The 12,664-nt window shown below is 64.8% G+C and carries 12 protein-coding genes; 7 read left to right on the top strand and 5 right to left on the bottom strand.

Annotated features, from left to right (window positions below; translation table 11 throughout):
• Window positions 1-12 precede the first annotated feature (12 nt).
• The 7 genes from HYR72_02445 to HYR72_02415 all read left to right on the top strand — a co-directional run bounded on the left by HYR72_02445 (window position 13) and on the right by HYR72_02415 (window position 7,228).
• Complete coding sequence (locus HYR72_02445; protein ID MBI1813819.1) at window positions 13-1,290, top strand: MFS transporter; 1,278 nt, start codon at window positions 13-15, stop codon at window positions 1,288-1,290.
• A gap of 2 nt (window positions 1,291-1,292) precedes the next feature.
• On the top strand, window positions 1,293-1,916 hold the full coding sequence (locus tag HYR72_02440) for a histidine phosphatase family protein (protein MBI1813818.1): 624 nt from the start codon (window positions 1,293-1,295) through the stop codon (window positions 1,914-1,916).
• A 55-nt stretch (window positions 1,917-1,971) separates the two neighbouring features.
• A complete protein-coding gene (locus HYR72_02435; protein ID MBI1813817.1) occupies window positions 1,972-3,927 on the top strand; it encodes an aminotransferase class I/II-fold pyridoxal phosphate-dependent enzyme in 1,956 nt (651 codons plus the stop codon).
• Between the two features lie 75 nt (window positions 3,928-4,002).
• The gene (locus HYR72_02430; protein MBI1813816.1) at window positions 4,003-5,358 is read left to right on the top strand and encodes a sensor histidine kinase; all 1,356 of its coding nucleotides are present in this window, start codon (window positions 4,003-4,005) and stop codon (window positions 5,356-5,358) included.
• Window positions 5,330-5,977 carry a response regulator transcription factor gene (locus HYR72_02425; GenBank protein MBI1813815.1) on the top strand — a complete coding sequence of 216 codons (648 nt, stop codon included), beginning with the start codon at window positions 5,330-5,332 and terminating at the stop codon, window positions 5,975-5,977. Before HYR72_02430 ends, HYR72_02425 begins: the two co-directional genes overlap by 29 nt.
• A gap of 103 nt (window positions 5,978-6,080) precedes the next feature.
• Window positions 6,081-6,704 carry a response regulator transcription factor gene (locus tag HYR72_02420; protein MBI1813814.1) on the top strand — a complete coding sequence of 208 codons (624 nt, stop codon included), beginning with the start codon at window positions 6,081-6,083 and terminating at the stop codon, window positions 6,702-6,704.
• A 134-nt stretch (window positions 6,705-6,838) separates the two neighbouring features.
• The gene (locus tag HYR72_02415) at window positions 6,839-7,228 is read left to right on the top strand and encodes a hypothetical protein (GenBank protein ID MBI1813813.1); all 390 of its coding nucleotides are present in this window, start codon (window positions 6,839-6,841) and stop codon (window positions 7,226-7,228) included.
• A gap of 70 nt (window positions 7,229-7,298) precedes the next feature.
• Here HYR72_02415 and HYR72_02410 read toward each other — a convergent pair whose 3' ends face one another.
• From HYR72_02410 to HYR72_02390, 5 genes are read right to left on the bottom strand one after another with little or no spacing between them, the layout of a single operon-like run.
• The gene (locus HYR72_02410; GenBank protein MBI1813812.1) at window positions 7,299-7,751 is read right to left on the bottom strand and encodes a cytidine/deoxycytidylate deaminase family protein; all 453 of its coding nucleotides are present in this window, start codon (window positions 7,749-7,751) and stop codon (window positions 7,299-7,301) included.
• A complete protein-coding gene (locus HYR72_02405; GenBank protein MBI1813811.1) occupies window positions 7,748-8,821 on the bottom strand; it encodes a site-2 protease family protein in 1,074 nt (357 codons plus the stop codon). Before HYR72_02405 ends, HYR72_02410 begins: the two co-directional genes overlap by 4 nt.
• A 23-nt stretch (window positions 8,822-8,844) precedes the next feature.
• Window positions 8,845-9,705: an SAM-dependent chlorinase/fluorinase gene (locus HYR72_02400; GenBank protein ID MBI1813810.1), complete on the bottom strand. Its 861-nt coding sequence runs from the start codon at window positions 9,703-9,705 to the stop codon at window positions 8,845-8,847.
• A gap of 50 nt (window positions 9,706-9,755) precedes the next feature.
• Window positions 9,756-11,162, bottom strand: a complete 1,407-nt coding sequence (locus tag HYR72_02395) for a hypothetical protein (GenBank protein MBI1813809.1) — start codon at window positions 11,160-11,162, stop codon at window positions 9,756-9,758.
• Window positions 11,163-11,219: 57 nt separating this feature from the next.
• Window positions 11,220-12,596 carry a glutamate--cysteine ligase gene (locus HYR72_02390; protein MBI1813808.1) on the bottom strand — a complete coding sequence of 459 codons (1,377 nt, stop codon included), beginning with the start codon at window positions 12,594-12,596 and terminating at the stop codon, window positions 11,220-11,222.
• Window positions 12,597-12,664 lie beyond the last annotated feature (68 nt).

Here is a 12,664-nt window from a genome sequence, read left to right as displayed (position 1 = left end):
ACGTTTTGCGTCGTGGGAAAATCATACTTGTTCGTGCCGGACCTGTCCGATACTGTTGACACGATGGCGGCGCGCACTTCACAGGCCAACACGCGCAACGCGGCACTACTAGCCGGAGTCGGCCACTTCACCGCGCGCTTCTTCGAGCTGATGTTTCCGATCCTGGCGGTGCAGATGACCCGGGAGATGCACTTGCCGGTGGCGGAGGTAATGCGCTGGAGCTTTCTCGGGTACTTGCTTCTCGGGCTTGGCGCGCTGCCGGCGGCGGTGATTGCCAATCGCGTTGGCGCACGCCGCGTGTTGCTAATCGGCCTGGCGGGAATCGGCGTGTCCGCGTTGGCCGCCGCCGAAGCGGCGCCGGGGCGCGGCTTGAGCGTGTGCCTGGCAAGCCTCGGGCTGTCGGCCAGTTGCTGCTATCCCGCCGGGCTGTGTTTGATCGCGCACACCACAGCGCCGCAGCGACGAGCGTTGGCCGTGCAGAGCCTTGTCGGCAATCTGGCGATTGCGCTGACTCCGCTGCTCACCATCGTGTTGCTGGACCAGTTCGGAACCCGGCACGCGTTTCAAGTTGCCGGGCTGGTGGTGTGCGGATTGGCAGCCGCACTGGGTTTTCTGCATGTCGATGAGTCGCGGACGCCGCGGGTCACTCAGTTCGACCGCGCGCTCGATCTGAACAACCTACCCAACCGGGGTCTGCTGTTCGCCATTCTGTGTGCCTGCGCCATGCTCGCCGGTATCAGCTATCGCGGCTTTACGTTGGTCGCGCCGGCGTATTTTGCCGAGCGAGTGTCGCTACTGTACTTCGGAGCTGTGACTGCGCTGGTCTACGCAGTCGGAGTCGTCGGTCACTACGCCGGCAGCCGGCTGGCGGATCGCTACGAGTTGCGCATGCTGTCTCTCGCGCTGCACGCGGCCAGTGTCCCGCTGTTGTTGTTGATGAGTCGCACTGCCGGCGTCGCCTTGGTCCTCACGGCGATGCCGTTCGCCTTGATCAGCTTCGGTATGCAGCCGATCGAAACCACGCTGTTCGCCCGCTTTGTGCCGCCGCGTTGGCGCGTCATGGGGTCTAGTCTGCAGCGCGGGCTGACATTCGGCGCGGGTTCACTGGCGATGTGGCTGGTGCCTTGGACGAAACCGGGCGGCGACCTCAGCGCGGTGTTTGTGTACTTCGCCGGGGTGGTGGCGGCGCTCGTCGTGGGGATCGCGATCTTTGTGACCGCCTCCGCCGGCGCGCGTATCCGCAACCGACCCGCGGAGGCGAAGGTGCCGATCGGCGAACCCGCGGTGTGACTATGCGCCTCGTGCTCGTCCGTCATGGAGAGACGGACGGCCAATCCAGCATTCGCTACTACGGTGCGACCGACGTGGGGTTGAGCGACCTCGGCCGCGCACAGATGCGCTGCGCCGCGGCAGCGCTGGCTGGCGAGCGGTTCGCGGCGGTCTATGCGAGCAACCTGTCACGGGCGCGCGAGGGCGCGCGCATCGTCTCGGTTTGTCGCGAACCGGTGATCGCCCTGCCCGGATTCAACGAGGTGGATTTCGGTGAATGGGAGGGCCTCACTGACGATGAGATTCGGGCGCATGACCCGGCGCGTCACGCCGAGTGGCGGGCACACCTGGCGGCGCGTCGCGACTTCCAGTATCCGGCCGGCGATTCGACGGCGGCTTTTCGCCGCCGCGTCGCGGCGACGCTGCATGCGCTGCTGGACGTCGCACCGCGCGGTGCCCTGCTGATGGTGCTGCACAAGGGCGTGATTCGCACGATCCTCAGCGAGTTGCTGCAACTCGACACCCCTGACCGCAGCCACCTGGCACTCGATCTCGGATCGATTCACGTCGTTGCCGCGCGCGATGGCCGATGGCGCGCGGAGGTACTCGATCGCGTCGATCACCTGACGATCGCGGAGACTCGCTGATGGCGCTGCGATTGCCGAGCTTCGGTGCGCGCGCGTTCCTGCCGCGGCGGCGCGGATGGCGGAGGTCGACTTGTCTCCGATCAAGGCGGTGGAGTTGCGTGCCAGCCGCATTCCCGGCGTCGTCTCGCTGGCGCAAGGCATTCCGAGCTTCGACACGCCGGAGCCAATCAAACAATTTGTCGCCGAGAAACTCGCCGCGGGTGCGTGCGCGAAATACTCGGTTACCCCCGGCCTGCCTGAGTTGCGCGAGTTGATCGCCGAAACGCTGCTGCACGAGGGCATGCGCTACGATCCGGATACCGAGATCATCATTACCTGTGGTGCAATCGAAGCGATCGCCGCAACGTTGCTGACCTCAATCAATCCCGGCGATGAAGTGTTGGTGACCTCGCCGACCTACGCGTCCTATATCCCGGCCATCCGGTTGGCCGGCGGCGTGCCCCGCTTCGTAGCGCTCAACGAGGATGCCAACTTCGATCTCGATCCCGATGCCATCGCGGCGGCGGTGACGCGCCGCACCGCCGCCATTCTCCTCTGCAACCCGAACAACCCGACGGGCACCATCTTCTCGCGGGCGCAGACGTTGCGGATGCTTGACGTCGCCGAGCGCCATAACCTGCTGGTGGTGACCGACGAGGTGTACAAGGATTTCGTGTACAGCGACACGCTACCGTTTAGTCCGGCAGCGGAGTCAAGTGCGCGGCCGCGGGTGGTACGGGTGGTGTCGTTCTCGAAGTCGTACGGCATGACCGGGTGGCGGGTGGGCTTCTTGCACGCGGCACGCGAGCGGGTGTCGGAGATTCTCAAGGTCCACGACACGCTCGTGACCTGCGCGCCGGTGGTGTCGCAGTACGCGGCGATCGCGGCGCTGACGTTGGCGGCACCGTATGTGGCGGAGTTTCGCGCGCAGTTTCATCGCCGGCGCGATCGCGTCATCGGTTACCTCGATGAGTTGGCGGACGTGTTCGACTACCAGCGACCGAACGCCTCATACTTTGTGTTTCCGCGGGTGAAGGACACCGTGCCGTTGGCGCGCGATTCGCGTCGGCTGGCAGCCGACATCTTGGATCGCGCCCATGTCGCGCTGGTGCCAGGTGTGGCGTTTGGGCCGACCGGCGAAGCCCACCTCCGGCTGTGCTATGCGCGCGACGATCGCGACATTGACGTGGCCTTCGAACGGCTCGCTGAGTATTTCCAAGGCCCGCGAAGGCTGCCAGCCGCTGGGCCACGGATCGCAGCGGCGCCGCTGCCTGCCGCGGGACGACGTCGTCCCCTTTGGCGCCGTGTCGGGGTCGGGGTGGTGCGCCTGCTGGCGCGCTTGTATCTGACGCGGCGCCGGCCGCGGGTTGTCGCGCTGGCCGGCAGTCGCGGCAAGACGGTGATCAAACGCCTGCTGGTCGAAGCCCTCAGTGGCGAGCGGCATGTGCGCGCCAACCCGCTTTCGTACAACACGGAGGTTGGACTGCCGCTGGCGATTCTCGATACCACCATGGACACGCGGAGCTTGCCGTCATTGACGCGCGGATTCGGCCGCGCGGTGTGGACCGCGATATGTAGCCGCAAGCCGATTGACGTGCTGGTGGTCGAGTTCGGCGTGCGCCATGCCGATGAGATGGCGGCGCATCTCCGCGTCGTGCGGCCGGACATCGCGGTGATCGCCAGTGTGAGCCCGAGCTTCAGCGAGGATCATCAGGCCTTGGCCCTGTTGCGCGCGGAGATCGCGGTGTTGTGCGACGACGTGACCCGTCGCGCTGGCACGTTGCTGCTCTGCGGTGATGATCCGTCGCTGGCCGCGCTCGCCGCCGAGTTGCCCAAGGCGTACCACTTTGATCGCGGGCAACTGGTTGTGCACGGCGGTCGATCGGCGTTGCACTTGGACGGGACTGACTGGCCGGTGCAGCGCGAGATCGTCGGCGACAGCAATCTCTACGGCCTGATCGTCGCGGCGCGTGTGGGCCAGCTCCTCGGAATCAGTGAGGCAGCGCGACGCCGCTTCCTCGGCGGCGTCTGAGCGCGCGAGTCTTTCCAATCACTCGCCTTTCGGTCTATAAGGCGCGCGCCGCCGGGGTGTCGGGGGAGTCGGTGCATGTGGTCACATCTGACGCAGATTGTGCTGCGCGGGCAAGTTCAGCATCGCCGCGTTCGCGCCGCGGCGGGAGTCGTGCTGCTGGTGCGTGCCCTCGAAGGCGCTGGGTGCTGGGCGATTCTGTTGCACCTGTACAGCGGGGTGACCGTCGCCGCCTGGGCGGTTCACTTCACCTTCGCCGCCTACGCTGTGGCCAACGTCCTCTCGTTCCGGCAGCAGCGCCGCGAGGCGCTGACACCGAATTGGATGTGGTTTGACATCGCGGCGAATCTGTTGCCGATGGCGGCGGCCGCGTACTGGTCCGGGGGCGTGTACAGCCCGCTGGTTCCGACCTTCGTCCTCAAGGTCACGAGCTACGGCCTGATCTTCGGTGCGGACATTGGCATCCAATGCCTAGCCGCGACGACCGTGATCGCGCTGAGTCTGATCGCAATCGAACAGGCGGGCTACGCGCCGACAGGCGCGCTCGATCAAGTGCCGATGCTAGCGCGCCAACGCTTGACGCTCGCCTTCGAAGGGCTGATTTTTGCCATCCTCCTACTCGGGGGCCTGCGGTTCTTTCGGATCTTACAAGAACGAGAGACGCGGCTGGCGGTCACGGTCGAGGAGAAGAATTCCCTGTACCAAGCGTCGCTGGTCGATCAAGATCATCTCCGTCGACTGTCGCAGACCGTGATGCAGGTGAGCGAGCGGACGTTGCGCCGGTTGGCGCGCGAGCTGCACGACGACCTCGGCCAAGCCCTCACGGCAGTACGTATGGATCTCGGTTTGATCGAACGGGAACTGGGTCCGGACAGTCCGGTCCGCAGCCGCGTCCACGAAGCGCGCGAGCAGATCGGCACCGTGCTCCAGAGCGTACGCAATCTGTCGCAGCTGTTGCGCCCGGCGGTGCTCGACGACCTCGGGTTAGTACCTGCGGTGCAGTCCTATATCGCGCGCTTCAGCCAGCGCACGCAGGTCGCCATCGCGTTGGAAGCTCCGCCGGCGGAAACCCGCTTACCGCGGACGATCGAAGTAGCGCTCTACCGCGTCCTGCAGGAGGCACTCACCAACGTGGCGCGTCATGCCAACGCGCAGCACGTTACTGTGCGGTTCACGGTGGATCCTGCGGTCGCGCGCCTGGAGATCCACGATGACGGGGTCGGCTTCGATGCCACTGCATTTCTCGCCCGCCCGCCGGTCGATCACGGCATGGGCGTGATTGGGATGCGCGAGCGTGTGGCGACCTATCGCGGAGAGTTTACCGTCGAATCGCAGCGAGGGGCGGGCACTCGCGTGGCATTGACGATTCCGCTCACAGCGGCCATTGAGGACAGTGACGAAGAGTATGGCGAAGATTCGCGTCTTGTTGGTTGAGGATCATACGGTGGTGCGCCAGGGGCTGCGGCGCATCCTCGAGTTGGATCCGGCGGTCGAGATCGTCGGCGAGGTTGGCGATGGCCGCGCGGCGCTCGACGCGGTGCAGCGGCTCAAGCCAGGGGTGGCGGTCATCGACATCAGCTTGCCGGAACTGAATGGAATAGAGGTCACCCGCCAGCTTGCCAAAGCCGCACCGGCTACCAAAGTGCTGATCCTGTCGATGCACGCCGACGACGCCTACATTCGCCAGAGTCTACGCGCGGGCGCCCAGGGGTACCTGCTCAAGGACGCGGATGACAACGATCTGCTCAAGGCGGTGACGGCGCTCGACGCCGGCGGATCGTACTTCAGTCCTGCGGTGTCGAAGATATTGCTCAACGGATATCTGCAGGACGGTGCGCCGCCGGCTGATGAAGAGATGGGCGGGCTTTCCGACCGCGAGCGGGAGGTGCTGCAGTTGGTTGCCGAGGGCAAAAGCAACAAGGAGGTCGCGCAGGTCTTGAGCGTGGCGGTCAGCACGGTAGAGAGCCATCGCAAGCACATCATGGACAAGCTCGACTTGCACAACACCGCCGAGATCGTTCGCTTTGCCGTGCGCAAGGGCATGGTCCAGTAGGCGGCTCCCCTGCCTTGGGTGGGTGAATTCACTAGTTCACGGTATTGTTGAGGCCGCTGGTCGGCCGTAGACTGCGTCTGATCGGATGCAACAGGATCTCGCCATGGATAAGGTGCGTGTGCTGCTGGTCGACGACCACACCGTGGTGCGGCGAGGGCTGCGCAAGATCCTGGAATCAACCAGGGAGATCGAGGTCGTCGGTGAAGTCGGTGACGGCGCCGAGGCGGTCACTGTGACCTCGGCGTTGCACCCCGATGTCGTGCTCATGGACGTGAGCCTGCCGGGTCTCAACGGCATCGAGGCGACGCGGCGGATTACCACCGCCACGCCCGGTACCCAGGTGCTGATGCTCTCGATGCATGCCGACGAACAGTACGTGCGTCAGAGTATCAGTGCGGGCGCCAAGGGCTATCTTCTTAAGGATACCGACGACGAAGACTTGGTCGAGGCCGTGCTCGCCGTCCGTCGTGGCGAAACCTACTATAGCGGCACGCTGGCGCGCGCGGTGTCGGTGGAAGGGAGCCGCTCCCCTGATGTCCTCAGCCCACGCGAGCGCGAAGTCCTCGCCATGATCTGTTCCGGTCGCACCAATCGGGAAGTTGCCGAGGTTCTTGGGCTCAGCGTCAACACCGTCGAGACCCACCGCAAACACATCATCGATAAGCTCGACCTGCACTCCACCGCCGAGCTGGTTCGCTACGCGATCCGGCACGGGATGGTTAACTAGCCCAATCCCAGGGTATCCCCTACTGTCGCACGCGGCAGGTGATCCATCACCTGTTGTTTGGGGCAAAATGCCCAAAAGACGCGATTGTCGATCCCTGCGCGTCGTCGCTATCCTCGAAGCGCGAGGAGGATGACATGGCCAGGACCCGAGGACGAGGCATCGAGTTTCTCAACGTGCTGCCAGAAGACGGTGAACGCCGTCTGATGCTGGCGGTCCTGATTGACGCGATCCGGTCCTACACGAACGACCGGCCGACCACCCCCAACATCCGGTCGTATCGCGCGTGGTTACGCGAGCGAGCGTGGTTTGCATCCAACGATCAAGCTGCCCCGTTCGCGTTCAGCAGCATTTGCGAGGCGCTCGGCCTGAATGCGGACTACGTCCGCCGGGTCGTCCTTCGGCCCACGGACGGACAGCGGCCAATACGGGTGCGCCGCTACACCGCCCGCGCCGAAGAGGTATGGCTCCGGCAGCGACGCGAGTATCAGGGGTCGGCTGCCGTTAGCCAGGCCGTTGCCGGTTGATCATTGCGCCGCCCGCCCCCCCTCCTAGGGCGATGCGCACCTCGTAGGAGCGTCGACTCCCGTCGCGCTCCTACGAGGAAATCTGTTCCAGCGCGACGTTGGTAAAGCGAAGGAGCTCCTCGATGGTCGCCAGCTTGTACGCGCGCTCATAGCAGATGCGGGTGATGCCGGTATTGATCAAGACCTTGAAGCAGTGAATGCAGGGTGTGTGAGTGATGTAGATCGACGCGTCGCGGATCGAGACGCCATTTTTCGCCGCTTGCGCGATGGCGTTGATCTCGGCGTGAATGGTGCGGAAGCAGTTCTCCTCGCTGTCACCGCTCGGGGTCTGTGAGCGGTAGATCAAGCAGCCAACGTCGAGGCAGTGAGGTAGACCCGCCGGCGAGCCGTTGTAGCCGGTGGCGAGAATGCTACGGTCGCGCACGATGACCGCACCTACCTTGGCGCGCGCGCAGGTCGACCGCTCGGCCACTTGCCGAGTGATGGTCATGAAGTACTGATCCCAACTTGGACGCTCGCTCATAGCCGGATGCCTTTCGCTACCGTGGGTTGAAGCGGCACGATCGGATGGCCGCCGAAGACGTACCGTGGCCCGTGCCGTCGCGGCGTCCGCAGGTTGAATGCCACCGGTGTCTTCTCCCCTTCAAACTGTGACTTCGCCGCGCTGAACCAGAACGGTGCTGGCATGAACGTGAGCACGAACAAGGCGACGGTCAACCAGGCCGCCAAGCGCCGCCGGCCGTCGAGCGGCGTCCACCAATCCATCGTGGGCGGATGATCGAGGCCGAGAAAAGTCACGAGCACAGCCCAGAACAGCCAGCCGGGCCACCCCTGCGTGGACAGGAACAAAATCACCGCGAGAAACGCCCGCGCCACCCAGCGGTGCCGCGGGCCGAACATGGCGTAGGTCACGTGTCCGCCATCGAGTTGCCCGACCGGCAGGAGATTCAGCGATGTGACGAACAAGCCGAACCATCCCGCCATCGCGATCGGATGGAGCTGAATCATCACGTCGTCGGGCAGCACTCCGAGCGTCAACCGGCTGAGCAGCGAGAAGATCACCGATTCGCCCAACATGTCGCCGCCCGCATTGGCGCCGAGGGGCACGATCTGCGACATCCTCAACCCCACGACGATGGCCGGGACCGCGACCATGAAGCCCGCCCACGGTCCGGCGGCGCCGACATCAAACAGCGCCCGCCGGCTACGTGGCGCCGATTCCATGCGGATGAATGCCCCAAACGTGCCGGCGATGAAAATCGGCGGCGCCGGAATGAAATACGGCAAGCTCGCCCGCACGCCGTGAGCGCGCGACAGCATGTAATGCCCCATCTCGTGAAACAACAGGATCGACATCAACGTGATCGAAAACGGAAAACCGGCACGGAGGTTGCCGACGGCCGCGAACGGGTCGACGCCGGCTTCGCGCGCTCCCGCCATCGACGTGGTCACGAAGGTCGCCGCAAACAAGATGACGTGCAGCCACGGCCCGCGCTGTCGCCGCACGCGTGCTGCTGGTGGCGCCCAGGTTGGTGCCGGCGCGGTGGTCGAGTAGTACTCGTCGACAGCTGGTTGCCTGCGAAATACCCGCATCTGAGATTCCGACTCTCCTTCGCTCAACGCTTCAGCGCGTTGCCGTTCACCGTGACTCGCACCGGTGTACCGCAGCGGGCGCTGAGCCGCTGCCGCGCGTTGCCGTCGCGCACCGCGATTTCGAGCTGTCCCCAGCTGCCGAGGATCGCCAACGGGGTTCCTTGCGGCACGCTCGCGTATGCCGGAACCAGTCCGTCGATATCATCGCTGCGCACGCGCCCGATGCTAACGGAAAGCGATGCAGGAGAATAGGAAGCCAGTTCGTTGAGGTCTTCGGCCCCGATGTTGGTGATGAGATTGCCGAAGCGGTCGATGTAGATCACTTCCCCCACGATCTGGGTACGCGTGATCCGACACGCCGGCAGCGCGAGCTCCACAATCCGATCCACCGCCGGGCCGAGCGATCTCAACGGCCGACCCTTCGCCAGGTGCGCCGCAATCGGCGCGAACACGTCGCGTCCGTGAAAGGTTTGGCTCACCGGTGCGCGCACGATCCGTCGAGCGACCAGCTGATCGATGTCCAGCGCCTGCGCCCGCCCACCACCGAGCGCGCGCGCCGCCAGCGACAGTATCCCGTTGTCGGGTCCGACCAAGAGGGCTGTCCGCGTGGCGATCACTAGGCCGCGGCGCGAACTGCCAACCCCTGGGTCGACCACCGCGAGATGGACGGTCCCGCACGGAAAGTACGGCACCGCGCTGCGCAGTAGCAGCGCGCCCCCGAGCACGTCTTGCGAATCGAGATCATGCGTCAGATCGACGAGCCGCGCACGCGGGTAGGCGCCAAGAATGACGCCCTTCATGATGCCGACGAAGGCGTTGCACGTACCGAAGTCGGTGAGCAGCGTAATGATCCCGCTGCTCGCGGAGGAGACGCGTCCGGCCATACGGTCTTGGCGTGTGCCGCAGCGCTGGCGATGAGTCAACCGGCGGCGGATCAGTAGTCATTTTGATCGATCACATCGATGACGAGCGTCGTGGTATTGTTCGGACTGGGGTCGGCCGCTGCGGGATCGCCTGCGGTCGCGGTAAAGCTCGCCGTGCAACGATGCGGCGCGAGTTCGTTGAAGGTCTTGAACGCCTTGCTCGGTAACGTGACCATGACCATCGCCGCTTTCGACTCGCCGCCGGCGAGCATCACCATATTCTGCGCGCCGGCGATCGCCGGGTCGAAGTCGGGCGTGCTGACGGTCCCCGGCGGACAATCGCCATCGCTGGCCACGAGTTGAATGAGATGTCCGGGCCGTTCGGGCACCGGCACGATGTCCGCGTTGCGCACGACTACGGGGACGAGACGTCGCGTCAGCGCGAACCCGAGGGGTATGGTGACGGTGATCGGCCGCAACCGTCGCACCGCACTGTCGTGTGTCGGCGGTGTGGTCAGGCGGCCGATTTTGTTGCCGGCGCGATCGGTGTACCAGAGGTTGCCGTCCGGTCCGGCGGTGATGCTCTGGGGCGTGCCGTGAGTGTTCGGCAACGGAAACTCGGTGATCTGATGACTGAACGGGGTGATGCGTCCGATGCTGTGCCCGCTCAACTCAGTGAACCAGAGATTGCCGTCTGGGCCGGTCGTGATCGCTAACGGCCCGCTCGCGCTGGGCAACGGAAATTCGCTGATAGCACCGTTCGGCGCGATCCGCCCGATACGGCTTGTGGTCTGCTCAGTGAACCACAAGCTGCCGTCTGCCCCCGCAGTGATGCCCTGCGGTCCGCTCGCCGGAGTCGGCAGCGTAAACTCGACCAATGATCCGGCCGGCGTGATGCGGCCGATTTGATTGCCGTTGCTCTCGGTGAACCAGAGATTGCCATCGGGGCCCGCTGCGATCGCGGTACACTTACGCGACTGCGGGCCCGGCAACGAGAACTCGGCGATGACGCCGGTCGGCGTGATCCGGCCGATTTGGTTCTTCGCAAATTCGGTGAACCACAGATTACCGTCGGGCCCTGCGGTGATGGCGGTGGGTTTACTGTCCGCGGTGACGAGCGGAAAGGTGGTGACTCCACCGATGGGAGTGATGCGCTCGACTTGGTTACCCGCGAAGTCGGTGAACCACAGATTGTGATCGGGGCCGCTGGTGATTCCCCAGCGTCCGTTGCCGGTGAGCAACGGGAACTCGGTGATGTTGCCTTGCGGCGTGATGCGGCCGATACGATGGGTCGCAAACTCAGTGAACCACAGATTGCCATCGGGCCCCGCCGTGATGGTGTAGGGTTCGCTATTCGCAAACGGCAGTGAGAATTCGGTGAAGGGTTGTGCCCCGGCACGTTGACTCTCGAGCACAATCATCAACAGCGCCAAGCCGCACGCCGCCACCCGTCGCACGGTGCGATTCACTTCATGCATGGGCGGAAGCTGGCCGGTACGCTTCCGTCTGTCAAGCGAGGAATCAGTCTGGCCGGTTCACGCGGCCAGTCGATACGCGCGCGCGGCGATGAGGTGACGGATTTCGCGATCCCAGGCGCCGGTCCATTGCTCGACCAACAGATCCGCTGGCGATAGACTGCGGGCGACGAGTTCCTCCAATCGCTCCAAGTGCAGCGACTCGTCTTCACCGCGCGCATCGAGCACGCGCTGCCGCTCGCAGCCGGTGACCGCGATCGCCACCAATTCGCGCGCCAGCTCGGCGACCGGAATGCCGCCGACGCGCGCGTGCAGTCCTTGCTTATGCGTGGCGTGCCACAGCTCGACGCGTTGCTCCCAGCTCCACCGCTTCACCAGGTCCCATGCCGCCAACAGGCAGTCGTTCTCGTAGAAGATCCCCTTGGCGAGCGCGGGCAGCGCCATCATCAACTCCGGTTCCTGACTGTCGACCGAGCGCAGCTCGATGTAGCCCTTCATGCGCGTCTCGGGGAACAGCGTGGTGAGGTGAACGTTCCAGTCGGCCAGCGTCGCGCGATGTCCTTGGTATCCGTCTTCCCAAAAGCGGCGGAACGTGAGGTGCGTCATGTCGAGCCATGCGCCGTCGCGCACAATGAAGTACATCGGCACATCGAGAGCGTATTCGATGTAGTCGGTGAAGCCCCACGACGGTTTGAACACGAACGGTAGCAGCCCCGAGCGCCGGTTGTCGGTGTCGCTCCAAATGTGGCCGCGAAACGACTGGTAGCCGTTGAGTCGCCCATCGCAGATCGGCGAGTTGGCGAACATCGCGTTCAACAGCGCGCCGGTGCCCATGCCGACGCGCATCTTCAGCACCGCGTCGGCCTCGCTGCCGAAGTCGAGGTTCACTTGCACCGTCGCCGTCTGCTTCATCATGCGCTCACCGAGCGTGCCGACCTTCGTCATGTACGGCCCCATGATGCGGTAGCGCCGCTTGGGGACCCACTCGATCTCCTCGATGCGACTAACAGGCTGCATGCCGAGGCCGAGAAACACGATCCCGTGCGCCTCGGCGACGGTGACGATCTGTTCGATGTGTTCGGCGAACTCGCGCTGGGCGCAGTGGACGCTCTCGCACTTCTCACCGCTGAGTTCGAGCTGTCCGCCCGGCTCAAGTGTGATCGCCGCCTTGAGGCCGCTGAGGGCGACCACGCGTCCGTCTTCGATGACCGGTTCCCAGCCGTAGCGGCTGGCGAGTGATTTTAGCACCGCTTCGATGCCGTGCGGGCCGGAAAACGGCACGGCGGTGCCGTCGTCGAGCCGCACCGCGACCTTCTCGTACTCGGTGCCGATGCGCCACTCGCTGCGCGGCTTGCAGGACGACTCGAAGTACTCGACCAATTGGTCGTAGCGTTCGAGCAGCACGGGCGCCGTGGCGTCAGGGATGTACTGGGACATGGTTGGTAGATCCACCCGCAGGCTCGCGCACGCTACCAGAGCGCGGCGCCGTGGCAAGAGGGACGCCG

Source organism: Deltaproteobacteria bacterium (assembly GCA_016178705.1).
GTDB lineage: Bacteria > Desulfobacterota > Binatia > HRBIN30 > JACQVA1 > JACOST01.
This window is presented reverse-complemented; position numbering and strand designations above follow the sequence as displayed.